General features: G+C 60.9%; 20 protein-coding genes. 9 read left to right on the top strand and 11 right to left on the bottom strand.

Translation table 11 applies throughout. The features are described from left to right. Positions 1–71: 71 nt before the first annotated feature. Positions 72–725 carry an HAD family hydrolase gene (locus WA145_RS11850; protein ID WP_422581767.1) on the bottom strand — a complete coding sequence of 218 codons (654 nt, stop codon included), beginning with the start codon at positions 723–725 and terminating at the stop codon, positions 72–74. Positions 726–858: 133 nt separating this feature from the next. Here WA145_RS11850 and WA145_RS11845 point away from each other — a divergent pair, with 133 nt between their 5' ends. The 3 genes from WA145_RS11845 to WA145_RS11835 are packed head-to-tail and all read left to right on the top strand — an operon-like array spanning position 859 to position 4,520. Further along, positions 859–1,338: an RNA pyrophosphohydrolase gene (locus WA145_RS11845; protein WP_108487934.1), complete on the top strand. Its 480-nt coding sequence runs from the start codon at positions 859–861 to the stop codon at positions 1,336–1,338. Between the two features lie 19 nt (positions 1,339–1,357). Further along, positions 1,358–3,637: a phosphoenolpyruvate--protein phosphotransferase gene (ptsP, locus tag WA145_RS11840; RefSeq protein ID WP_422581766.1), complete on the top strand. Its 2,280-nt coding sequence runs from the start codon at positions 1,358–1,360 to the stop codon at positions 3,635–3,637. 13 nt (positions 3,638–3,650) lie between these two features. After that, a complete protein-coding gene (locus tag WA145_RS11835; RefSeq protein WP_422581765.1) occupies positions 3,651–4,520 on the top strand; it encodes a DUF6929 family protein in 870 nt (289 codons plus the stop codon). Between the two features lie 233 nt (positions 4,521–4,753). Here the strand turns inward: WA145_RS11835 and WA145_RS11830 are convergent, their stop codons facing one another. After that, complete coding sequence (locus WA145_RS11830; RefSeq protein WP_422581764.1) at positions 4,754–5,500, bottom strand: NRDE family protein; 747 nt, start codon at positions 5,498–5,500, stop codon at positions 4,754–4,756. 3 nt (positions 5,501–5,503) lie between these two features. Beyond that, positions 5,504–5,872, bottom strand: a complete 369-nt coding sequence (locus tag WA145_RS11825; protein WP_422581763.1) for a hypothetical protein — start codon at positions 5,870–5,872, stop codon at positions 5,504–5,506. Positions 5,873–5,993: 121 nt separating this feature from the next. Between WA145_RS11825 and WA145_RS11820 the strand changes: the two genes are divergently transcribed. From WA145_RS11820 to WA145_RS11810, 3 genes are all read left to right on the top strand, one after another. Next, complete coding sequence (locus WA145_RS11820) at positions 5,994–6,776, top strand: sulfite exporter TauE/SafE family protein (protein WP_422581762.1); 783 nt, start codon at positions 5,994–5,996, stop codon at positions 6,774–6,776. Positions 6,777–6,786: 10 nt separating this feature from the next. Further along, positions 6,787–7,569 carry a prolipoprotein diacylglyceryl transferase gene (lgt, locus tag WA145_RS11815; protein WP_422581761.1) on the top strand — a complete coding sequence of 261 codons (783 nt, stop codon included), beginning with the start codon at positions 6,787–6,789 and terminating at the stop codon, positions 7,567–7,569. A gap of 94 nt (positions 7,570–7,663) precedes the next feature. Further along, the gene (locus tag WA145_RS11810) at positions 7,664–8,458 is read left to right on the top strand and encodes a thymidylate synthase (RefSeq protein WP_422581760.1); all 795 of its coding nucleotides are present in this window, start codon (positions 7,664–7,666) and stop codon (positions 8,456–8,458) included. A gap of 150 nt (positions 8,459–8,608) precedes the next feature. On the opposite strand, the gene WA145_RS11805 is transcribed toward WA145_RS11810, so the two are convergent. The 7 genes from WA145_RS11805 to WA145_RS11775 all read right to left on the bottom strand — a co-directional run bounded on the left by WA145_RS11805 (position 8,609) and on the right by WA145_RS11775 (position 20,125). Further along, positions 8,609–11,653 carry a type I restriction endonuclease subunit R gene (locus WA145_RS11805; RefSeq protein ID WP_422581759.1) on the bottom strand — a complete coding sequence of 1,015 codons (3,045 nt, stop codon included), beginning with the start codon at positions 11,651–11,653 and terminating at the stop codon, positions 8,609–8,611. Between the two features lie 166 nt (positions 11,654–11,819). After that, positions 11,820–12,953: a Fic family protein gene (locus WA145_RS11800; protein ID WP_422581758.1), complete on the bottom strand. Its 1,134-nt coding sequence runs from the start codon at positions 12,951–12,953 to the stop codon at positions 11,820–11,822. 15 nt (positions 12,954–12,968) lie between these two features. Then, a complete protein-coding gene (locus tag WA145_RS11795; protein ID WP_422581757.1) occupies positions 12,969–13,568 on the bottom strand; it encodes a hypothetical protein in 600 nt (199 codons plus the stop codon). A 2-nt stretch (positions 13,569–13,570) separates the two neighbouring features. Continuing rightward, entirely contained in the window at positions 13,571–14,911 is a 1,341-nt protein-coding gene (locus WA145_RS11790) for a restriction endonuclease subunit S (protein WP_422581756.1), read from the bottom strand. Further along, positions 14,911–17,199, bottom strand: a complete 2,289-nt coding sequence (locus WA145_RS11785) for a type I restriction-modification system subunit M (protein WP_422581755.1) — start codon at positions 17,197–17,199, stop codon at positions 14,911–14,913. The genes WA145_RS11790 and WA145_RS11785 overlap by 1 nt, the downstream gene beginning before the upstream one ends. Positions 17,200–17,379: 180 nt before the next feature. Then, on the bottom strand, positions 17,380–18,747 hold the full coding sequence (locus WA145_RS11780) for a GTPase/DUF3482 domain-containing protein (protein ID WP_422581754.1): 1,368 nt from the start codon (positions 18,745–18,747) through the stop codon (positions 17,380–17,382). Further along, positions 18,740–20,125: a DUF2868 domain-containing protein gene (locus WA145_RS11775; protein WP_422581773.1), complete on the bottom strand. Its 1,386-nt coding sequence runs from the start codon at positions 20,123–20,125 to the stop codon at positions 18,740–18,742. Before WA145_RS11775 ends, WA145_RS11780 begins: the two co-directional genes overlap by 8 nt. 169 nt (positions 20,126–20,294) lie before the next feature. Here WA145_RS11775 and WA145_RS11770 point away from each other — a divergent pair, with 169 nt between their 5' ends. From WA145_RS11770 to WA145_RS11760, 3 genes are all read left to right on the top strand, one after another. Next, positions 20,295–21,479 (top strand): diguanylate cyclase, encoded by a 1,185-nt coding sequence (locus WA145_RS11770; RefSeq protein WP_422581753.1) that lies wholly within the window; start codon positions 20,295–20,297, stop codon positions 21,477–21,479. A gap of 49 nt (positions 21,480–21,528) precedes the next feature. Then, positions 21,529–22,041, top strand: a complete 513-nt coding sequence (locus WA145_RS11765; protein ID WP_422581752.1) for a dihydrofolate reductase — start codon at positions 21,529–21,531, stop codon at positions 22,039–22,041. A gap of 162 nt (positions 22,042–22,203) precedes the next feature. Further along, entirely contained in the window at positions 22,204–22,851 is a 648-nt protein-coding gene (locus tag WA145_RS11760; RefSeq protein WP_422581751.1) for a YitT family protein, read from the top strand. Between the two features lie 94 nt (positions 22,852–22,945). Here WA145_RS11760 and ilvD read toward each other — a convergent pair. Further along, positions 22,946–24,625 (bottom strand): dihydroxy-acid dehydratase (ilvD, locus tag WA145_RS11755; RefSeq protein WP_422581750.1); only part of this gene is annotated, 1,680 nt, incomplete at its 5' end.

Genomic DNA, 24,625 nt, shown 5'->3' with positions numbered 1-24,625 from the left:
CCTGATCAGGCGGCGTTTTTATTGGAGTCGTAGGATGGGTTGAACGCAGCGATACCTATCAATGCAGCGGCTCAGCGCAAGGAAATAACCGGCCAGCCACGCTTCTCGGCTTCGGCACGCAGCTTCGGGTCGGGGTCGACGGCGAAGGGGCGGGTGACCTGTTCCAGCAGCGGCAGGTCATTCAACGAGTCGCTGTAGAAGCAGCTGTCTTGCAGGCTCATGCCGGTTTCGCCGAGCCAGCGGTTGAGGCGGGTGACCTTGCCTTCCTTAAAGCACGGCACATCGGTGGTGCGTCCGGTGTAGCGGCCGTCCGCCATTTCACATTCGGTAGCCAGCAAGGTGTCGACACCCAGGCGCGCGGCAATCGGTGCGGTAACAAAACGGTTGGTGGCGGTGATGATCAGCAGCTTGTCACCGGCCTCGCGGTGCTCGGCCAGCAGTGCTTCGCCCTTGGCCAGGATGATCGGCTCGACGCAATCGCGCATAAATTCGCGGTGCCACTGCTCCAGCTGGGCCATTTCCGTGCGGCCGAGGATTTCCAGGCTGAAATTTAGGTAGTCGGTGATATTCAGGCGCCCGGCCAGGTAGTCCTGATAGAACGCATCGTTGCGCGCCTTGTAGGCGATGCCGTCGAGGATGCCGCGCTCACACAGGTAGTCACCCCAGGCATGGTCGCTGTCGCCGCCGAGCAGGGTATTGTCGAGATCGAATAAAGCCAAACGCACGGGAGCACCTTTGATTACCAGCTACGAAAGGCGGCCAGAATAACGGCTTTTATATTACGCGTCCCGCTCGCGTTGCTGCTGCCGCGGCCTTTGTGGAACAATGCCGGAACATGCGTTTACGAGGTTGTGCGCCGTGATCGATCCTGATGGTTTTCGCCCCAATGTCGGCATCATTCTGACCAATGATGTCGGCCAGGTGCTCTGGGCGCGTCGGATAAACCAGGACGCCTGGCAGTTCCCGCAAGGCGGGATCAATGACCATGAGTCGCCGGAAGAAGCGCTGTACCGCGAATTGAATGAAGAAGTAGGCCTGGAGCAGCAGGATGTGAAGATTCTCGCCTGCACCCGGGGCTGGTTGCGTTATCGTCTGCCTCAGCGCCTGGTGCGCACGCACAGCCAACCGCTGTGTATCGGGCAGAAACAGAAATGGTTCCTCCTGCGTCTAACGGGCGCAGAAGATCGGGTGCGCATGGACCTGACCGGTAAGCCCGAGTTCGACGGCTGGCGCTGGGTCAGTTACTGGTACCCGCTGGGCCAGGTGGTGACATTCAAGCGCGAGGTTTACCGTCGCGCCCTCAAGGAACTCGCTCCGCGCCTGTTGGCGCGCGACTGACACAGGCTAGAACCCAGCCATGCTCAATACGCTGCGCAAGATTGTCCAGGAAGTAAACGCCGCCAAGGACCTCAAGGCGGCGCTGGGCATTATCGTGCAGCGGGTGCGCGAGGCCATGGGTAGCCAGGTCTGCTCGGTCTACCTGCTCGACCCGGAAAGCAACCGCTTTGTGCTGATGGCCACCGAGGGCTTGAACAAGAAAGCCATCGGCAAGGTCAGCATGGCGCCCAACGAGGGCCTGGTCGGCCTGGTCGGTACCCGCGAGGAACCGCTCAACCTCGAACACGCCTCCGAACACCCGCGCTACCGCTACTTTGCCGAGACCGGCGAGGAACGTTACGCCTCCTTCCTCGGGGCGCCGATCATTCACCACCGCAAGGTGATGGGTGTATTGGTCATCCAGCAGAAAGAACAGCGCCAGTTCGACGAGGGCGAAGAAGCCTTCCTGGTGACCATGAGCGCGCAGCTCGCCGGAGTTATCGCCCACGCCGAGGCCACCGGCTCGATTCGTGGCCTGGGCCGCCAGGGCAAGGGCATTCAGGAAGCCAAGTTCATCGGCGTGCCGGGCTCGCCTGGCGCGGCCGTGGGCACGGCGGTGGTGGTGTTGCCGCCGGCCGATCTGGAAGTGGTGCCGGATAAGACCGTCGACGACATCGCCGCCGAGCTGACCCTGTTCAATAGCGCCCTGGAAGGCGTGCGCAGTGACATGCGCGCGCTGTCGGCGAAGATGGCCACCCAGCTGCGCCCCGAAGAGCGCGCGCTGTTTGACGTGTACCTGATGATGCTGGAAGACGCCGCCCTGGGTAACGAGGTGGTCAAGGTCATCCGCACCGGTCAGTGGGCCCAGGGCGCACTGCGCCAGGTGATTGGCGAGCATATCAATCGGTTCGAGTTGATGGACGACGCCTACCTGCGCGAGCGCGCCAGCGACGTCAAAGACCTCGGTCGGCGCCTGCTGGCCTATCTGCAGCAGGCGCGCCAGCAGACCCTGGTGTACCCGGACAACTGTATTCTGGTCAGCGAAGAGCTGTCGCCAGCGATGCTCGGTGAGGTGCCGGAAGGCAAGCTGGTCGGCCTGGTGTCGGTGCAGGGCTCGGGCAACTCGCACGTGGCGATCTTTGCCCGAGCCATGGGCATTCCCACGGTGATGGGTGTGGTCGACCTGCCGTACTCGAAGATCGACGGCATTCAGCTGATCGTCGACGGCTACCACGGTGAAGTCTTCACCAACCCCAGTGAAGTGTTGCGCAAGCAATACGCCGAAGTGGTCGAGGAAGAGCGCCAGCTGGCTCAGGGCCTCGACGCGCTGCGCGCCTTGCCGTGCGAAACCCTCGACGGCCACCGCATGCCGCTGTGGGTCAACACCGGCCTGCTTGCCGATGTAAAGCGCGCCCAGGAGCGCGGTGCCGAAGGTGTGGGTCTGTACCGCACCGAAGTGCCCTTTATGATCAAGGAGCGCTTCCCCAGCGAGAAGGAGCAGCTGGCGATCTACCGCGAGCAGCTCGCCGCCTTCCACCCGCTGCCGGTGACCATGCGCAGCCTGGATATCGGCGGCGACAAGGCGCTGAGCTATTTCCCGATCAAAGAAGACAACCCCTTCCTCGGCTGGCGCGGCATCCGCGTGACCCTCGATCACCCGGAAATCTTCCTGGTGCAGACCCGCGCCATGCTCAAGGCAAGTGAAGGGCTGAACAACCTGCGCATCCTGCTGCCGATGATTTCCGGGATTCAGGAGCTGGAAGAAGCCCTGCACCTGATTCACCGCGCCTGGGGCGAGGTGCGCGACGAAGGCACCGATGTGCCGCTGCCACCGGTCGGCGTGATGATCGAGATTCCTGCGGCGGTCTATCAGGTGCGCGAGCTTGCACGCCAAGTGGATTTCCTCTCGGTCGGCTCAAATGACCTGACCCAATATCTCTTGGCGGTGGACCGTAACAACCCGCGCGTCGCCGATCTCTACGACTTCCTCCACCCGGCCGTGCTGCAGGCGCTGCGTATCGTGGTCGATGGTGCGCATGCTGAAGGCAAGCCGGTGAGCATCTGCGGTGAGATGGCCGGTGACCCGGCGTGCGCCGTATTGCTTATGGCCATGGGTTTCGATGGCCTGTCGATGAACGCCACCAACCTGCCCAAGGTGAAGTGGTTGCTGCGCCAGATCAGCCTGGGCAAGGCCCAGGAGTTGCTGGCGCAGATCATGAGCATCGACAGCCCGCAGGTGATCCACAGCACCCTGCAACTGGCCCTGCGCAACCTCGGCCTGGGCCGCATGATCAATCCGGCGTCGGATATCCAGGCGTGAGCGCACGCCGCTTATGCTGAACCTCGCCGATCACCCTCTGCAATTGCGCCAACTGGCCACCCTGCGCCTGTCTGCGGCCAGTGCGCTGGTGTGTCAGGGCCAGAGCCTGTGGCTGCTGGCCGACGATGCGCTGGTGCTGCAACGCTACAACCTAAATGGTGCCTGGCAGGCCGAGCTGATCTTGCTGCCCGGCGAGTTGCCCGCTGATGCCAAACTGCGCAAACGCCTTAAAGCCGACTTCGAGGCACTGCTGTCATTGCCGGGCGAGCGCCTGCTGGCGCTGGGGTCGGGCTCGACCAAGCGCCGCTGTCGCGCTTGCCTGGTTGAAACGGGCAGCGTGCGGGTGATCGACCTCGGCCCCTTGTACCAAGCGCTCGCGGGACACTTGCAGGACCTGAATATCGAAGGCGGCGTGGTCTATCGCGAGCAGTTGCTGCTGGCGCAACGCGGCAATGGCCGTGGTCGGGAAAATGCCCTGGTGCTGCTCGACTTGCCCCAGGTGCTGCGCGATCTGCAGGATGGACAGCTAAGCGCCGCCGCGCTGCAGCGCATTGTGCCGCTGCCATTGCCCGAACTGGACGGCGTGCCGTTAAGCCTCACCGACCTCAGCGTGACGCCCAGTGGCGCGCTGTATTTCACGGCGACGGCGGAGGCCACCGATTCCAGCTACCTGGACGGCGCCTGCGTCGGCAGCGTGCTGGGGCGGCTGGATGCACAGCTGAGCATCGTCGAGCTGAGCCGCTTGGCGCCGGTGGTGAAGATCGAGGGGCTGGCCTTCCAGGCCGATGGCCGGCCGCTGTTGGTGGCGGATGCCGACGATCCGACGATTGCCTCGCCGCTGTTTACCCTGGATGAATTCAGCGAGCCTGCCCGCCGCCACTAGCAGGCCGTTGAAAAGCGTTGGCGAGGCAGCCGTGCAAGGCGCTACGTTAGTAACAGCCTCCGGCTGGTCAAAACGGCGAAAAAGCGCAGTTTACGTGCGGTAAATGAGCATTTGATTCGCTTCGCTCACCCCTTCGGGGCCGCGCTAAAGCACGTTCAGCCTTCAGCTGTGAGCCTGTTTTTAACGCCGCAATGGCAACGCAGGTAGTTTTTCAACAGCCTGCTAAGCGGCACTCAGCAATGCACAACAACCTCACCCAAATAGCTGCCATTACTGCCGAAGCTGCGCTCGGCCAGCACGCGGCTGCCGTCGGCATTGATGATCAAGGCGCTGCTGGCGCGCGTGCCATAGGTGGCGCTGGCAATAAACACGCTGGAGAGCAGGCGTTCGCCGGTCAGGCCGATGCCGGTTTGCGGCAGTTGCTCGTCCGGCGCCTGGTGCGGGTCGGCCAGCAGCGCAAGTAGGGCGTCGGGGTGTGGCGCGTGCAGTGCTTGGCCGATGGCCTGTTTGGCCCGCTGCAGCTTGGGCCAGGGGGTGTCCAGGTCGGCATTCGACAGGCCGTGCAGGCCTTCGGCCAAGGGCCTGGCGCGTCCCGCCAGGGAGTTGAAATGCCAGAGTTGCTGGCTGTCACCGAGCAGCAGGTTAAAGCCGCTGTAATGGCGGCGCTGTTCGTGCAGGTCATGCAGAAACGCTTCGATGCTGTGGCTGCCGGTGAGGAAGGCCGCCGGCAGCTCGCCCCGTGAGCGACTGCCCTGCGTCTGGCCAGGGGCGCGAATATTGGTCAGGGCGGCAAAGCGCCCGCCGGGGCCGACGCCCAGCCAGGTGCCGCCGGCCTGCAGGTCGCGTCCGGCAAACAGCCCCGGTGCATCGGGCCATTCGGCCAGGGGTTGGCTGGGGCGTTCATAGAACTCATCGCGGTTGGCTGCCAGCAACAGCGGCTGGGCATGGCCCGGTCGCCAGGCCAGAACGATTAGGCACATGAATTAGCCCCTTAACTTGGCCAGCACGCCGGCATGGTCCAGTTCATTGCCCAGGTGCAGGCGCACCTTGCGCGCGCCGCAGCCGAGGCCAAGTTCAAGCAGAATGCGCTCCTCGACTTGCGACAGGCCGCCCTCCAGGCGCTCCAGCGGTTGAATCAGCAGCTGCGGTGGCCGGCTCAGACGCAGCAAGCGTTTGGGCAGGATTTCATCAATGCCGCGCTGCAACAGTTGCTGCGCCGCGGCAAAATCCGCCACCAGCAGGCGTTGGTTGCTGAACACCGGATCCGCCTGCAGGTGCAGAGTGCGGCCACTTTGCAGGTGCGTCAGGTGCATCTGGTTACAGCTCAGCTTCAGGTACAGGGTCGGGCGCATGCTGGTCTATTCCACAGGCGATAGGGGCACTTTACGCAAAGCCCGGACGTACATCCATCGCCCAAACTAGAGTCTGGCCCTGTGCATCCGTTACCATGCCGGATTGTTTGCGGGGGTGCCGATGGAACTGCTGCTGTATTTGGCCTTAGGGGCTGCGGCTGGAGTATTAGCCGGACTGTTCGGTGTAGGGGGCGGCATTATCATCGTGCCGGTGTTGTTGCTGAGTTTTACCGCTCAAGGTTTTGACCCTGCGGTCATGACTCATCTGGCGGTGGGAACCTCGCTGGCGACCATCATCTTTACCTCGATCAACTCCGTGCTCGAACACCATCGCAAGGGCGCTGTGCTGTGGCCGGTCTTTGCCTGGATGACCCTGGGGATTCTGCTTGGCGCCGGGCTGGGCGCGATGACTGCTGCGGCGATTCAGGGGCCGCTGCTGCAGAAGATCATCGGCGTATTCGCGATCATTATCGCCGTGCAGATGGCCCTGGAGCTGAAACCCAAAGCCAGTCGCACTGTCCCAGGCAAGCCGGCACTGACCCTGGCCGGTGGTGTGATTGGCTGGGCTTCGGCTATTTTCGGGATTGGCGGCGGTTCGCTGACGGTGCCGTTCCTGTCCTGGCGCAGCGTACCCATGCAGCAGGCGGTGGCCACGTCTTCGGCCTGCGGTCTGCCGATTGCGTTGGCCAGTGCCCTGAGCTTTATCTGGCTGGGCTGGGATAAACCCGCGCTGCCGGAGTGGAGCCTGGGCTTTGTCTACTTGCCGGCGCTGCTGGGTATCGCCATCACCAGTATGTTTTTTGCCCGCTTCGGCGCGCGCCTGGCGCACAAACTGTCGCCGCGCCTGCTCAAGCGTCTGTTTGCCCTGCTGCTCTTGGTAGTGGGCGTGAGTTTCCTGATCTAAGGAGTTTTTGATGCTGCCTTACCCGCAGATCGACCCGGTTGCACTGGCCCTTGGCCCGCTGAAAATTCATTGGTACGGCCTGATGTACCTGATCGGCATTGGCGGCGCCTGGTGGCTGGCCTCGCGCCGGGTCAACGCCTTTGCGCCAACCTGGAATAAAGAGAAGCTCTCCGACCTGGTGTTCTGGGTCGCCATGGGGGTGATTCTCGGTGGTCGCCTGGGTTATGTGCTGTTCTACGATTTGGCCGCCTATATCGCCGAGCCGGTGCGCATGCTGCGCATCTGGGAGGGTGGCATGTCGTTCCACGGCGGGCTGATCGGCGTGATGCTGGCCACCTGGTGGTTCGGCAAGCGCAACAACAAGAGCTTCTTCGAACTGATGGACTTTATCGCGCCGCTGGTACCGATCGGCCTGGGCGCCGGGCGTATCGGCAACTTTATCAATGCCGAGCTGTGGGGCAAGGCCAGCGATCTGCCCTGGGCGATGGTCTTCCCCACCGACCCCGAGCAACTGGCGCGCCATCCCTCGCAGCTGTACCAGTTCGCCCTGGAAGGCGTGGCGCTGTTCACCATCCTCTGGTTCTACTCGCGCAAGCCGCGGCCGACCATGGCGGTGTCCGGCATGTTCGCCGCCTGCTACGGGGTGTTCCGCTTTATCGTCGAATTCGTCCGTGTGCCGGATGCCCAGCTCGGTTACCTGGCGGGCGGCTGGCTGACCATGGGCCAGGTGCTCTGCGTGCCGATGGTGCTTGGCGGTCTGGGCCTGATTATTTGGGCATACAAACGTTCGTGATTTAGCCTAATCTGACGAAGGATAATTGAACGGTAGGGCTGGGACTCTTATAGTTCCGCCCCGCCTCAACCTTCCTTCGTCCCAAAGGCTTTCTATGAAGCAGTACCTCGATCTGATGACTCATGTCCTTTACAAGGGCACCATCAAAAGTGACCGCACTGGTACTGGTACCCGTAGTGTGTTTGGTTATCAGATGCGCTTCGACCTGGCCGAGGGCTTTCCCCTGGTGACCACCAAGAAGTGCCACCTGAAGTCGATCATTCACGAGCTGCTGTGGTTCCTTGCGGGCGACACCAATATCCAGTACCTGAAGGACAACGGCGTACGCATCTGGGACGAGTGGGCCGATGAAAACGGCGACCTCGGCCCGGTCTATGGCTACCAGTGGCGTAGTTGGCCGGCGCCCAATGGCGAGTCGATCGACCAGATCAGCAAGCTGATCGCGATGATCAAGAAGAACCCGGACTCGCGCCGCCTGATCGTCTCCGCCTGGAACCCGGCACTGGTCGAGCAGATGGCCCTGCCGCCGTGCCACGCGCTGTTTCAGTTCTACGTGGCCGACGGCAAGCTCAGCTGCCAGCTGTACCAGCGCTCGGCGGATATCTTCCTCGGCGTGCCGTTCAATATCGCCAGCTATGCCCTGCTGACCCTGATGGTCGCCCAGGTCTGCGACCTGCAGCCGGGTGACTTTATCTGGACCGGCGGCGACTGCCACCTGTACGCCAACCATATCGAGCAGGCCGACCTGCAGCTGAGCCGCGAGCCGTATCCGCTGCCGGTGATGAAGCTCAACCCCGAGGTGAAGGACCTGTTGGCGTTCACGTTCGAGGACTTCGAGCTGCTCGGCTATCAGGCGCATCCGCATATCCCGGCGCCTGTCGCGGTCTGATCGTTAATCGCGGCCATGGGCCGCGATGTCTTAAAGCTAGAGCAACTCCGCCGCCAACCGCTGCACCTGCTCCTGGCGTTCACTGTCTTCAAGTTCGTAGCCTGGGTTAGCCGTAGGCTTAACCCAGGAAGGGGCTCCACAGACGTCGCATTACTTGCGCAGTGCTCTATAAACCTTGCGCAGCAGGTTGTCTGCAGCCAGGTCGCGGAAGTCGCCATCAGCCATGATGCGGGTGAAGATTTCCTCGTTGCCTTCCATACGATCGATCACCAGCCCCTCAAAGGCCTTACGGAATACGTAGCCGAAGTCTTCTAGCGAGTTGGCGTTGACCGCCTTTTCCAGGTCCTCATTGGCAATTGCTTCTGCTTCGATCTGGTCGAAGAACAGCTGGTCCGCCTCGGTGAAGTTGGTGCCAAAGCGCTCGTTCAGCGCCCTGACCAGTTCCGACAATGGCACTTCCTCATCGCCTGGCCGGCCGGTGCCGACATCGCTGGGGCCTTTCAGGGCAAGGGCTTCGCCTTGGGTCAGGTCGATGCTGCCTTCACTGATCTTCTGCAGCCGGTAGTACTCCAGGGTGACCTCGTCGTCGATCTGATAGCCCGGTCCGCTGGCATCGCGCGGCAGTTTGGTCAGCAGGAAGCGCAGATAGGTGTACAGGCGCTCCAGCTCGGAGTCCTGGTAGGGCATCACCTGCGAGAGAAAGCCGTATAAGTTGCGGAAGTTGACCAGCAGCCCCTTGCATTCCAGCTGCTCTTCTTCGTCTAACTGCTTGAAACGCTCCACCGCCAGATCGAGGATGCCATTCATCCTGGCCTGGTCGTGCACGCTCTCCTTGCGCTTGCCGGCGAAGTACAGCGCGCAGTAATCACGCACCTCATCGGCGTAGATCAGTTGCAGTTCCTCGATCTGGTGCTGCAGGCGGTACAGATGCTGCGGGTCGGTCAGTGCATCAACGGGCGTCTCGCCGTAATAGGGTTTGAAGGCCTTGAAGATTTCCTCGGGCTTGTTACGAAAATCCAGCACAAAGGTGTCTTCCTTGCCCGCCGCCATGCGGTTGAGGCGTGACAGCGTTTGCACCGCCTGAATGCCGGCAAGCTTCTTGTCCACATACATGGTGTGCAACAGCGGCTGATCGAAGCCGGTCTGGTACTTCTCGGCCACCAGCAATACGCGGTACTCCTCGCCGGCGAAGGCTTCCGGCAGCTCGCGTTCGGAGATGCCGCCGTTCATGCTCACTTCGGTGTAGGTCTTGTCCGTAAAGTCTGGGTCTTCCACGCTGCCGGAAAACGCCACCAGTGAGCACACATCGGTGTAGCCCTTGCTGGCGATATAGGCATCGAAGGCCAGTTTGTAGCGCACCGCGTGTAGGCGTGACTCGGTCACCACCATGGCCTTGGCGCGTTGCCCTATCTTGTGCCGCACGTGGGTGCGGAAGTGCTCGACCATCACCTCGGTCTTCTGGTTGATGTTGTGTGCGTTCAGGGTCAGGAAACGCGCCAGGGCCAGTGCGGCTTTCTTGCGCTGCACCTGCGGATCGTTGGCGGCGGATTGGGTCAGCTTGTAGTAGGTCTGGTAGGTGGTGTAGTGCGCCAACACGTCGAGAATAAAGCGCTCCTCAATGGCCTGGCGCATACCGTACTTATGGAACGGCGAGGTGCCACTCGGCCCCGGCTCGTCGAACACATGCTTGGTTTTGTACTTGGGCGTGGCGGTAAAGGCATAAAAGCTGATGTTGGCTTGCCGGCCGCGCTTGATCATCTCGCGCAGCACGCCGTCGTTTTCCTCGTCGGGGTTGTCGGCGCGGTACTGCGCGGCGGCTTCCTCGATGCCGTGCTGGTTGAGCACGTACTTCATGTCCATCGCCGTTTCGCCCGATTGCGAACTGTGCGCCTCGTCGATGATCACCGCATAACGCTTGCCCTGGGAGCTGATCGCCAGGGTATTGGGGTTGCCCTGCTGGTTGAGCTTGGCCAGCGTCTCGTTAACAAAGGGGAACTTCTGCAGCGTGGTGATGATAATCGGCGTACCGCCGGCTAGCGCCTGCACCAGTTGCTTGGTGTCCTCGTCGATCTTCTGCACCACCCCCTGCTTGTGCTCGAACTGGTAGATGGTGTCTTGCAACTGCTGGTCGAGTACGCGGCGGTCGGTGATCACCACGACCGAATCGAACACCTTGCCATCGCCCGCGTTGTGCAAGCTGGACAACCGATGCGCGAGCCAGGCGATGGAGTTGGATTTACCCGAGCCGGCCGAGTGCTCCACTAAATAGTTATGCCCGCTGCCATGCTGGCGGCTGTGCGCGATCAACCGGCGCACAGCGTTGAGTTGGTGGTAGCGCGGGAAGATCATAGTTTCTTTGCGGATCTTCTTGATCGCCCCGTCCACCACGATGCGTTTTTCTTCCACCTGCAGGTGCATAAACTGGCCGACGATATCCAGCAGGCTGTCGCGCTGCCACACCTCGCGCCACAGGTAGCTGGTGCGGTAACCGCCGTCTGCGGCCGGGGGGTTGCCGGCCCCGGTTTCCGTCGGGGTAATCGGGCACCCGAGGTTAAACGGCAAAAACACCGTCTTGCCACCGGACAGGCGGGTGGTCATAAAGGCCAGGTCCTGGTCCACGGCAAAATGCACCAGGGCGCGTTTTTTAAACTCGAACAACTTCTCCTGGGCGTCGCGCTGGGTTTTGTACTGCAACTTGGCCTCTTCAACCGTTTGCCCGGCCAGCGCGTGCTTTAGCTCGGCGGTCACCAGCGGCAGGCCATTGATAAACAACACCAGATCCAGCGACTTGTTGTCTTTCTCAGAGAAGTACAGCTGGCGGGTCACCGACACACGGTTCAGCCCGTAGAGCGCCAGGGTGTCGGGGTTAAGGCCATTGCTCGGCGCGAAGAAGGCCACCCGCAGCAGCTTGCCGTAGCACTTGAAGCCATGGCGCAGCACCTTGAGCATGCCCTTGGTGTCCAGCTCCTTGCACAGGCTGTCGAGCACCAGGGTGCCAGCGCCTTCGCCCTGGATAGCCTGCAGCGCCTGCCAGCTCTTGGGTTGGCTGCGCTGAATAAAGCTCAGCACGCTGGCGGGCTCCAGGGCGCGGGCGGGGTCATAATCCTGGCTGTGGCCCTGGCTTAGCCCACCCTCGTGCAACAGGGAGTGCACGATGGCTTCTTCAAACTGCGCTTCGCTGTGCTTCTTGGCCACGGTAGGTCCTTCTGTGAGCTTCTCTGTGAGCGTATAGGGCGCTTTCTTACATAGCGCTTTTTATGTGTAAGGTTGTACGGTCATACCTTACATATATAAGTGCATATGTAAGGTATGAGTGGTAAATCTTACATATGGATTTCTGTGTGTAAGCCAGTCAGGGTGTTTAGGCCATAAACAGATCGAAATAGCGGTGAAACAGGTAGAGCCGGTTGCGGCCATAGCCGGTGGTTTCCACCAGGATGTCCAGGCTTTCGAGTTGTTTCACCAGGGCGGCAGCGCTCGGATGCGTCACGTCGAGTATCTCCGAGACGTCGCCAATGCTGACCATGGGCCGCTGGTAGAGGTGCAGCAGCAGCTTCTTGGCGTTTTCCGCGCGCTTGCCCAGGGTCAGAATCTGGTGCTCCACCTCATGGCGCAGGGTCATGATGGCCATAAAGGTGTTCTTGCTGCTGGTGGCGGTTTCCACCACGGCGGTGAGGAAGAAGCGCAACCAGTGCAGCAGGTCGTTGGAACTGCGCACCACGGTCAGGGCGTCGTAATAGGCCCCGCGGTTGCGCTCGAAAAAGTCCGACAGGTACAGCGCCGGCTTGTGCAGCAGGCCTTTGTCAACCAGATACAGGGTGATCAGCAGGCGGCCGATCCGGCCGTTGCCATCGAGGAAGGGGTGAATGGTCTCGAACTGGTAATGGCTCAGGGCAATGCGGATCAGATCCGGCACCAATACCTGCTCGTTGTGCCAGAACTTCTCCAGATCGCCCATCAGCTCTGGCACCTCGGCAGGGTGCGGCGGCACAAACACTGCGTTATTCAGGTTGCTGCCGCCGATCCAGTTCTGCGAGGTGCGAAAGTCCCCCGGCATCTTGTGGTCGCCGCGCACGCCCTGCATCAGTACTGCATGGGTCTGCTTGAGCACGCGGATGGACAGCGGCAACTGCTTGAGGTCCTCGACGGCGGTATTGATCGCCTCGATATAGTTCTGCACTTCCTGCCAGTCATCGCGTTTCTCCGGCGCTACTTGCTCCTTGCGCATCAGGGCTTCGTCCATCTGCGTCTGGGTGCCCTCGATGCGGCTGGAGGTGTTGGCCTCTTTGGCGATATGCATGCGAATAAACAGATCCACGTCCGGCACCATCAGCGACAACGCATTCAGCTCCGCCAACGCCCGCGAGGCACGCTCCAGCAGGGTATTAAGCTGCGGGTCGAGCCACTGCCATTCGCAGTTGATCGGCGTCGGCGAAAAGCTTTTGTACTGGTACTGCTGCAGCCAGTGCCCTGAAGTGAACTGTTCGACTTGCATTAGCGTGCCCTTTTATTAGCGAATGATATCTGGGTTTTCATTCTGCAGGTCCTCAAGGCTCAATCCAGTTAACTCGTCATAGTGATAGTGGCGAATTGTATGGTCTCGCTTAATGTATTTCTTGCTGTCTAGGAATCTGGATGGGTCATTCATGCTGGAGAAAACAAATTTCTTAAGTGTCATTTGCTTTGATTTGTTTGTGTAGAGCTTTATTACGCTATGCATTGCTCTGCACCAGGCCGCGCTAGAGTTTAGTTGGTCAGCTAAACTGTCAGGGAGCGAGGCAGACTTAAATTCTAAGCAGTAGATGCAGATGCGGCCTTTGATAAGATTGAACACAACAAAATCACATTTTTTTGCCCAAGGTTTAGACTCATCATCAAGGAAATGAAAGAGTGGATCTGAGTTGCCTTGTTGGTTCTTTCTGTCAAGACGAACCACTATTACATCCCCTTCAAAGCCAAGCCTTACAGTGTAAGTTTTTGGCTTTTCCTCGCCTGGCAAGAATATTTTTTCTTCAAGAATTATCCTTCCATTGTCGCGTTTAATTACTTGATATTTGTCGCTTAAATATGAGCGTAGACCGTTAAAATATTGGTTGGAATCTACCGCCATATCTATTCCTTGATGTCAGTGGCGCGCACATCAATCTGGCCGGTAACAGCGGCGGTGATTAGGGTCGTGCGATATTCTTGAAGACGCTCAATAGCGTCTTCGGTTTTTATGAGCATTGCATCAATTTTTGTTGTTTTGCTTTTCAGATAGGCATTTATTGACTCTTGTTCTGGAATTGGGGGGACGGCAATTCTTAAGTTTGAAATGACGTTCATGCCAATATTTTGTTGCGTTCCATAGTTCCAGCCGAGCTCTACGGAGCGGTTGAATGGTTCTGACTTCATGAAGTAAAAAATAAAATCGCTGGTCACTATATTCTTATTTGGACGTAAGGCCGCGAGAGGTGACCAGATGTTGAATTCCTCTGTTGTTTCTACTCGTGCAATATTACCTGTGGTGGCTCCGGATTTGACCATATATATATCGCCGAGCAGGGGCTTGTATTTTTTTGAGTAACGGTTTTGATTTTCTAATGATATAAATCCCCGCTTCTTTTCGAAGTCTAGTGCATCATCCTTAACTGCTTCTGCCGACAGAAATGGGATTCCTTCACTTAATATTTCCGGAGTTTCATGTGGGCCGTCACTTATAGGGATGCTTAATCCGAACTTTATGGGATGTTCGCCCCAGTGAGCAGGGATATTGCCGAGTGATCTAGTTGTTTTCAATGCTGAGTTGCTGTCTAATCCTTTGGTCACAGCATGAGTAATTACAGTGGTGCGTTGTTCTTGGAGCTTTTCGATTAGCTCTTTCTTCTTGTCGATCAGGCGGTCGATTTGTGCGGTTTTATGGTCGAGAAATTGCGTGATAACGACTTGATCGTTCAAGTCGGGGGTCGGTATACAGACAGTCGAATATTTTTCGGCGCTAAAATTTTGGATGGTTGCTTGTATTAGCTCTGAGTTGATATTTGCCCAATAGGGCGACGACTGGAAAAAATAATAGGCAAACCGTTTATGCAGAATATGCTTGTCGGTGCGCAAGCGAATTAAATAGCCTGCATACGCAGCTTTTCCCCACTCTGGCGAATAGATAAAGGACTTACCGACAGTTGCCCCACTTCTTGCCAGCAAAATATCGCCATCTTCGAGCAAGTAAGGCTCTGCGGTTTTCTCGGGCAAGGATCTAAAGGTGTCGGGATTCAGGCTACCGTCGTTGTTCACGTCAGTGATGCGGATAAACCGAGGTAGGCTAGGGTCTTCTAGGTCAGCTGCTTCGTTGGCACCGTATTTTAGTGGCTCGCTAGCAACCATCTTTAGTCGGTGGACTGTCCAATCAGATGGAATGGCTCTAAACCACTCAACCCCCGACTCCTTGTATTCCGCATACGCCCTATACCCCATCAAACCACCTCACTCAGCATGGCCATAATCTCGCCTTCCAGCGTTTTAATCTCGGCCTCGATCTCGGCCAGCGGGCGCGGGGGCTCGTATTGGTAAAAGTGGCGGTTAAAGGGGATTTCGTAGCCGACCTTGGTCTTGTCGAAGTCGATCCAGGCGTCCGGGCGGTAGGGCAGCACTTCGCGGGCCAGGTAGTCCTGGCAGTGCTGGCGTACCCGTTTAAGCAGCGCGCTTTTATCCACCTTGCCCTTGTTGGCGTTGCTTTCGTAGTCCAGCGGCAGTGGCAGCGGACTATCGGCGGGTAGGCTGACATTCTCGCTATCGCGCAGGTCGGCATCTGGCTCGGGGTTGCCTTTGGCGTCCAGGCAGATATCCGCCTCGGGGTCTTGTTCGCCGAGGGCGCCTTTGCTGAGCAGGGCCTTTTTCAGTGGTGTGCTCCAGCCGATAGCGCTACCTTTGAAGGCGCGTTTAAGCAGGGCTTCGAATTGGTCGCGGTTGCGGATCAGCTCGCCAGCGGCGAACTGTGGCTGGAGCCCTTCGAGGATGGCGAGTATTTCCGCTTGTTGGGCCTGGCCTGCGGCGATTTCGGCGGCGCTGCCGGCCAGGTCTTTGCGCTTTTTGCTGCTCGCCAGGTTGGTAAAGAAACTGCCTTCCTTGACCTGCTCAATACGCGTATCGGTCACGGCGAAGTTAAGCCGCAGCGGGCGCTCGACGGTGATCTTCAGGTAGCCGAAGTCGCGGTTGTCGAAGACCTTGCTGACCAACACGCTCTTGTCCTGATCGCGCTTCTTCTTGCGGTCCGGCTCGATATTGGTCTGGATCTCATTGATGCGCAGGCGCTGCTCGTGCTGGAACGCGCCGTGGATGCGGGTTAGGGCGTCGATATGGTTGGGCTCAAAGCTGCCGTTTTCGGTCTCGCCTTCGCCTAGCTTTTTGCGTTTGTCGCCCAGGCTCTTCTTCATCTTCCAGGCGAAGTCGCTGGCGTTGATTAGCTGCACCTTGCCTTTGCGCTGCGCGCTTTTGCGGTTGGTGACAATCCAGATATAGGTGGAGATGCCGGTGTTATAGAACAGCTGGTCGGGCAGGCCGACCACGGCCTCCAGCCAGTCGTTCTCGATGATCCAGCGGCGGATATTGCTTTCACCGCTGCCAGCGTCGCCGGTAAACAAGGGCGAGCCGTTAAACACCACGGCAATGCGCGAACCTTCACCCGTGTTGCCGCCTTCGATCTCGCTGGGCACGCGCTTGCTGAGCATATGCTGCAGAAACAGCAGGGCACCGTCGTTGATGCGCGGCAGGCCTGCACCGAAGCGACCGTTAAAGCCGAGCTTGTTGTGTTCCTGGGTCACGTAGTCCTGCTCGGGTTTCCATTCCACGCCGAACGGCGGGTTGGCCAGCATATAGTGGAAGGTTTCGCCAGGGTGGCCATCGCCATCCACCACGCCTTCCTTGCTGCGGCCGGTGCCGAGGGTGTCGCCGAACATGATCTGGTTGGTGTTCTCGCCCTTGATCATCAGGTCGGAGCCGCAGATGGCGAAGGACTCGGGGTTGTATTCCTGGCCGTAGAGTTCGACATGGGCGCGCGGGTTTTCCGCGAGGATGTGCTTTTCCGACTCCGAGAGCATGCCGCCGGTGCCGCAGGTGGGGTCGTAGATGCGGATCACCTTACCGGCGGTGTAGACGTCTTCCTGGCCGTTGAACAGCAGGTTGACCATCAGCTTGATCACTTCACGCGGGGTGAAGTGATCCCCGGCCTCCTCGTTGGCCTGTTCGTTGAAACGTCGCACCAGGTCTTCAAAGATGTAACCCATGGCCATGTTCGGCACTCGGCCTGGATGCAGGTCGATGGCGGCGACGGCCTTGATCACCTCAAACAGGCGATTGGCGTCTTCGAGTTTTTCGATCTCGACCTCGAAGTTGAATTTATCGAGGATTTTGCGCGCTTTGTTGGAGAACCCTGCGAGGTAATTGCCCAGGTTGCGCGCCAGGTTGTTGGGGTCGGCCAGCAGGGTTTTGAAGGTGAATTCGCTGGTGTTGTAGAAGTTCAGGTCGAACTTGCGGCAGATCATTTTCTCGATCAGTTCATCATCGAACTTGTCGGTGGTCTTCAGCAGTTTGTACTCGGCCAGTACCTTGTTCTTACTGGCCTCCAGCACGCAGTCCAAACGGCGCAGCACGGTCAGCGGAATCATCACGCGGCGGTATTGTGGCGGGCGGTAAGGGCCGCGCAGCAGGTTGGCGATATCCCAGATAAAGTCGCTGTGCTTTTTGAAAAGGTCCTGGTGTTCCACTGCTGATCCTTAAAGGGGGGGCTAGATAATGGCGCTGATTCTACTGTGCTTTGTGTATTGCCGGGCACGGCTGGTGGTGGTCTTAAATTCCGTCGCTGTTAAAGCCTCTCCGGCAGTGACGGTCATCTGCCAGTGGGAGGGTCGGGCGGCGCTTCGCTTTAGCCGCGGCGCTTTGAGCGATTAGAGCAACTCCGCCGCCAACCGCTGCACCTGCTCCTGGCGTTCGCCATCTTCCAGCTGCGCGCCGGGGTTAAGCGATGACCACTTGGGGTGGGCGCGGGCCTTGTGCAGGGCGTCCGGCAGTTTGCCTGCGCGCCAGCTGGCGTCTTGCGGCGTGCTCAGGCTGATGGCTTCGACGGCGGCGTGGCCGCGGGCTTCCAGCGCTTGCAGCAGCAACTGCTGACGCAGGGCGAGCAGGCGCAGCACGGCGTCGTCCACGGTCAGCTCGCGCTGGCCCTTGAGTTTGCCTTTCAGTCGCGCGCCATAGCCGCGCAGGGTCTGTGCGCTGCCGCCAAGCACGGCGCCGATCAGTGCTGCCGCGCCGAGGGTGATGCCGCCGACCAGCAAGTCAACGCCGACGCCGGTGGCTGCGCCTGCCGCCATCCCGCCGCCGATATTGATGCCCAGCTGCTTGAGGGTTTCCGGGTTGAACAGGTCATCGCCCCAGCGCCCGTCGAGCAAGGGCAGGTCGCCGGCTTTGGCGTCGTCCTGGCGGAAGGCGTACAGGCGCAGCAGGGCTTCCACGCAGCGTTGTTCGCGCTGGCGAATGGCCTGGTGCAGATCGCGGATGGCGCCCTGTTCCAGTACCGCTTGCGCCGCCACGCTACGCCGGCAGGCGGCGCAGTCCAGGAGCAGCTCGGCGATCAGCCGCGCGCCACTGCTTTTGCGCAATTGGCGCTGCGCCAGGTGATCGTCAATCAGCCGTTGCAGCTGCGGGCGGGCTTTTTCCTGCAGCAGCGCCAGGCTGTCATACAGGCGCCGTTCGCCATCCAGCGGCGGCGCCACGCTGTCGAAGCACACCAGCGCATGCAGGCCCAGACGAGCCAGGGCAGCGCGCCAGTCATCTTCGCGATGGTTATGCCCGGCGACAAAATTCAGCACCGGCAGCAGCGGTCGGCCGCACATGCTCAGCACGGCCAGCTCATCCCGGTATTTGGCCAGCACCGGTTCGCGCGCATCGATGACATACAGGCCAGCGTCCGAGGCCAGCAGCTGGCGCAGCACCTTGGCTTCCTGTTCGAAACGCTGGCGCGCTTCGCTGCCGTCGAGAAAGCGCGCCAGCCGCGCCGGGCCATCCAGGCGTTCGCCGGGGCGCTCCAGGCGTTCCAGATAATCCAGCAGGGCGATGGCATCTTCCAGGCCGGGGGTGTCGTACAGCTCCAGTAGCGCCTCGCCGTCCACCGACAGCCGTGCGCCCTCGACGTGGCGGGTGGTGCTGGGGCGATGGGACACCTCGCCGAAGCCGACGTCGCGGGTCAGGGTGCGCAGCAGCGAGGTCTTGCCGACATTGGTGTGACCGGCCACGGCCAGCTTGAGGGCTTTAGTCATGGCCATGCGCCAACCAGCTGAACGGTGCACTGTCGCTGTAGCTGAGTTGCAGTTGTTCCAGCGCGCGGTGCCAGTCGCCCAGGCGGGCGCTGTCGAGGGCTTCGCCGGGTGGTGGCGGTAGCAGCCAGATCCGTGTGGCGGCTGCGTTGCGCGCCAGTTCGCCGAGCAGCGCCAGGCTGCCACGGTCCGGCGAGCGGCGCGGATCGCAGGCAATCAGCAGGCGCGCTGGGGGAAAGCGGTTGAGCTGATCGAGCAGCTGGTTGCGCTGCTCGCGGCTGTCGATCACCCCGGCATCGCCGATGCCCTTGGGTAGAACGGGTGGCCAGCTGCGCTGTGGGTCCAGCTCGATGGCCACCAGCAGCGCGCCTTGGCTGCCTTCGGCGAGATTGCCGGCCTGCGGCTGATGCAGCTGCGTCGGGGCGGCATCGCATACGCCAAGGCGTTCACTGCTCGGTTGTAGGCGTTCACGCAGCAGGCTGTAGCCGGGCAGGCTGAGGTCCAGGCTCAGCGCCGCGCAGCCCCGGCGCCAGCGCCACAGGCAGAGCAGCAGCAGGCCCAGGCGCGGCAGCACGCCGTACACCACCAGCACGCCGACCAGCCAGCCGGCCCAGCTCAGTCGCGCGCTTTCGTTGGCCAGGGCGCTGTCGCCGCTGGCGCGGATCAGCTCGGCATCCGGCAGGCTGAAGCCGAGCAGTGCTGGCAGACTGCCGATGGCCTGGGTCATGGCAATAAAACTGTTGCCGCCGAGCAGGGTGCTTTCCCAGACAAAGCCGTAGCGGCGGGTGGCCAGCAGAGCCAGCAGAGTCAGTAGCGCGGTGAGCAGGGTCAGCAGCCAGAAGCCCTGCACCAGCAGGCCCAGGCCCCAACGACTGAGGCGTTGGCGTTGCAACATCAGCAGCAGGGCGGGCGCCAGTTGCGCGGCCTGGGCATCGCGGGCCAGCTTGGCGCTCAGCCATAACCACAGATGGCCGAGGGCGCCTGCGCTGTCGCGGCTTAGCAGCAGGCCCAGCGCCCAGCCCAGCAGCAGGAGCAAATTCAGCCCGAGCAGGCTGCCCAAAGCCCAGAACACATTGACCGGGCGCAGGCCATCGCCCAAGGCCGCCACCGCCAGGCCGCTGCCGCTAAGGATGGCCAGCAGCAGTAACAGCAACCCGGCCAGGCGTGCGCCCTGCAGCCAGTGCTGCAGCGCCTGTACCTGGCCGTCGCGTTCGCCCAGCAACCAGGCGCGGGTCTGGATACGTTCGCCGAGTGCGCCGCCCTGGGCCTGGGCGCGGCGGTTGGCTTCGCTGTCCTCCAGCGGGCCGGCATGTTCTTCGCGCAGGCGGATGGTTTCAGCTAGCCAGAGGCGGCGCAGGCGGGTGGGCGTGGGGTTTTCCAAAAGGCTCACGCGGTATTCCATTAGCGAGTGGTAAATAGAGCATAAACGCGTAGCCTGCGCATGGCACAGCTGCGCGCACGTTTACTCCAGTGTGCGGGCCTACTAGGCTAACAGCAGGCTGTAGCCCTCAGCGGTCTCTAAACACATAAGAATTAAAGCGAGATTCATCGTGAAATTACCGCACCTGGACTGGGTCAATCAGGATTCGCCATACCTGCGTCAGCATCAGCGGGGCTTCCGTGGGCTTAGCTTTGACGATGAGCTGGAGCAGACGTTCAAGCGCTATCACGCCAATGTGTTCCTGCGGCGCATGCGCTGGGCGCTGTTGGTGGCCACGCTGCTGGCGCTGTTGTTTGTGTTACTGGATGCGATCAATCTGCCGGACCCGCTGCGCGGTCAGATACTCGCCCTGCGTCTGGGGGTGATGCAGCCGCTGTTGCTGCTGGCCTGGGTGGCGACTTATCGGCGCGGGCTGCGTGATCACCTGCAACTGATCGGCGGCACTGTGGCGCTATTCTGCGGGTTGGCGGTGGCCGGAGTCATCGGCCTGGCGCGTTACCACAACTTTGCCCTGCCGTATGAGGGCATCATTCTGGTCACGGTGTTCTTCTATTTCCTCACCGGCCTGCGCTTTATCACCGCCGTGCTGTGCGGCTGGCTGACCTTTGTCGCCTACCTGGCCGTGGAGATGAGCCTTGGCCTGGCGGGCGAGTTGCTGTTGAGCAATGCGTTGTTTCTGGCTCTGGCCAACATCATCGGCTCGGTCGGCTGTTATTCCCTGGAGTATTCCTCTAGGCAGAATTTTCTCGCCCACGGCCTGCTGCAGGACCTGGCCGAGAAGGATTTCCTTACCGGGCTGCTCAACCGGCGCGCCTTTACCGAGCGCGCCGAACGCAGCTGGCGTCAGGCGCAACGGGAAAAGCAGGCCCTGGGCGTGGTGATGATGGATGTGGATTTCTTCAAGCGTTACAACGACCACTATGGCCACGCAGCCGGTGACGAGGCCTTGCGCCAGGTGGCTCGGGTGATTGGAGAACATGCTCGGCGGCCGCTGGATTGCACCGCGCGCTATGGTGGCGAGGAGTTTGTCGGTATCTGGTACAACCTGAGCGAGGAGCAGATGCTGGCCATTCTGGAGAACCTGCGCCGGGGTATCGAAGCCCTGGGCCTGGCCCATGCCTATTCCGATGCCGCCCCGGTGGTGACGCTCAGCATAGGATTGGCCTATCTGACGCCGCAGCCCCATCAAGGTCCCGAAGATGCCCTGCGTCTGGCCGATGTGGCCCTGTACCTGGCCAAGGAGCAGGGGCGCAATTGTGTGGTCGGGAAAAAGCCGGGTGGCTTGGCCGACTGAACGGATGGAAGGCTTCAATGATCGCGGTGGAGCCGGTATTCTCGCGCCTATGAAAAATTCCCTCCCGCTCTGCCTGATCGCTGCCCTCGCGGAAAACCGCGTGATTGGTCGCGATAACCAACTGCCCTGGCACCTGCCGGCGGACCTCAAACACTTCAAGGCGCTGACCCTGGGTAAGCCGATCATCATGGGGCGCAAGACCTGGGATTCCCTCGGCCGCCCTTTGCCGGGCCGGCTTAATCTGGTGGTCAGCCGCCAGCCCGGCTTGCAGCTGGAGGGCGCAGAAGTGTTCGCCAGCCTCGCCGCCGCGCTCAAACGTGCCGACGCCTGGGCCCGTGCAGAGGACGCCGAAGAGCTGATGCTGATTGGCGGTGCGCAGCTATACGAGTTGGGCCTGGCCCAGGCCGACCGTCTATACCTGACCCGCGTCGGCATTAGCCCCCAGGGTGATGCGCACTTCCCCGAAATGGCCGAGGCCGACTGGCATCTCTCCTCGGCCATCGAACACCCGGAAGGGCTGGAAACCCCCGGTTATGTGTTTGAGGTGTGGGATCGCAAATAGCCCATTCAGGCTGAGTTTTTCCATGCTGCATTGATCTCCGCCAGGGCGGGCGCCGGTATGGCATGCCACTCTGCGCGTCGTTGTTGCGTAGGGTTAAGCCATGCCATGCCATGCTGGCCGCTACGCTGTCTATTGCCGTTTGCTCTCTGCAGGTTGCTCCCCATGCATGACGCTGATGCCGATCACGCCGAGCCGGATCGTATTGCCGCGATCTTTATTCGCCATCCACTCTGGGAAGACGGCCTGGCCCTGGTTTTAGGTACGGCCATGGTGGCGTTGGGAATCACCCTCTACAGCCAGGCCGGTTTGCTGACCGGCGGCACCGTGGGTCTGGCCTTTCTGATGAAATACCTGCTCGGCTGGCCGTTTGGGCTGGTGTTCTTTCTGCTCAACCTGCCGTTCTATGCCCTGGCCATCTGGCGCATGGGCTGGCCTTTTACCCTGCGTACCTTCTGCGCGGTGGGCCTGGTCTCGCTATTGGCAGAATTGACCCCGCAGTGGATTGGTTTCACCCACCTGAATGTGGTGTATGCCGCGCTGTTTGGTGGCTTTGCCATGGGCCTGGGGCTGCTGATGCTGTTCCGCCACCGCGCCAGCCTCGGCGGGGTGAATATCCTCGCGCTGTATTTACAGGAGCGCTTCGGCCTGCGCGCCGGCAAGGTGCAGATGGGCATCGATGTGCTGATCGTGCTGGGCGCGGTGCTGGTCGTGCCGCTGGACAAGGTGGCGCTGTCGATCCTCGGCGCGCTGGCGCTGAATATGGTGCTGGCGATCAACCACCGCGCCGGGCGCTATATGGGCGTCAGTTGAAGGTCCGCGTTAGATCGTGCCCGGTGCGCGCGGCGTACCCTACGAAAACGCAAAAGCCCGGCACTGGACCGGGCTTTTGCTTACATCCAGTGACTTACGGCACCAGTTTTTCCAGCAGCGCCTTGTCGCGTACCGCGCCTTTGTCGGCGCTGGTGGCGAGCAGGGCGTAGGCCTTCAGCGCGGTGGTGACTTTGCGCGGACGGTTTTCCACCGGCTTCCAGCCCTTCTTGTCCTGTTCGTGGCGGCGGTGAGCAATCTCTTCGTCGCTGACCAGCAGGTTGATGGTGCGCTGGTGGATATCGATCAGAATCTTGTCGCCTTCGCGCACCAGGCCGATGGCGCCGCCGGCAGCGGCTTCCGGTGAAGCATGGCCGATCGACAGGCCCGAGGTGCCGCCGGAGAAGCGGCCGTCGGTGAGCAGGGCGCAGGCTTTGCCCAGGCCTTTGGACTTCAGGTAGCTGGTGGGATAGAGCATTTCCTGCATGCCCGGGCCGCCTTTCGGGCCTTCGTAGCGGATGATGACGATATCGCCGGCCTGCACTTCGTCGGCGAGGATGCCGCGCACGGCACTGTCCTGGCTTTCGAAGATCTTCGCGTTGCCTTCAAACACATGGATCGACTCATCCACGCCGGCGGTCTTCACCACGCAGCCGTCGAGGGCGATATTGCCGTACAGCACCGCCAGGCCGCCTTCCTGCGAGTAGGCATGCTCGACGCTGCGGATGCAGCCGTTTTCACGGTCGTCATCCACCGTGTCCCAGCGGGTACTCTGGCTGAACGCGGTCTGCGTCGGGATACCGGCCGGGCCGGCGCGGAAGAAGGTGTGCACGGCTTCATCGGCGGTCTGGGTGATGTCCCACTTGGCGATGGCCTCGGCCATGCTCTTGCTGTGTACGGTCGGCAGGTCGGTGTGCAGCAGGCCGCCTCTAGCCAGGGAGCCGAGGATAGAGAAGATGCCCCCCGCTCTATGGACGTCTTCCATATGGTACTTCTGGATGTTCGGCGCGACTTTGCACAGCTGCGGCACCTTGCGCGACAGGCGGTCGATATCGCGCAGGTCGAAATCGATCTCGGCTTCCTGGGCGGCGGCCAGCAGGTGCAGGATGGTGTTGGTCGAGCCGCCCATGGCGATGTCCAGGCTCATGGCGTTTTCGAACGCCTTGAAGTTGGCGATATTGCGCGGCAGCACCGAATCATCGTTGTCGCCGTAGTAGCGTTTGCACAGCTCGACCACGGTGCGCCCAGCTTGCAGGAACAGCTGCTCGCGGTCGCTGTGGGTGGCCAGGGTCGAGCCATTGCCCGGCAGGGCCAGGCCGAGGGCTTCCATCAGGCAGTTCATCGAGTTGGCGGTGAACATGCCGGAACAACTGCCACAGGTCGGGCAGGCGCTGCGCTCGTATTCGGCGACTTTCTCGTCGGAGGCCGTATCGTCGGCGGCGATCACCATGGCGTCGACCAGATCCAGGCCATGGCTGGCCAACTTGGTCTTGCCGGCTTCCATCGGCCCGCCGGACACGAAGATCGCCGGGATATTCAGGCGCAGGGCGGCCATCAGCATACCGGGGGTGATCTTGTCGCAGTTGCTGATGCAGACGATGGCATCCGCACAGTGGGCGTTGACCATGTACTCGACCGAGTCGGCGATGATCTCGCGGCTCGGCAGCGAATAGAGCATGCCGTCGTGGCCCATGGCGATGCCGTCGTCGACCGCGATGGTGTTGAATTCCTTGGCCACGCCACCGTGTTTCTCGATCTCGCGGGCGACCAGCTGGCC

The sequence above is a fragment of the Pseudomonas sp. genome (assembly GCF_049301935.1).
Classification (GTDB): Bacteria; Pseudomonadota; Gammaproteobacteria; order Pseudomonadales; family Pseudomonadaceae; genus Aquipseudomonas.
Note: the sequence above shows the minus strand (reverse complement) of the source record. Positions and strands in the feature narration are given on the sequence as shown.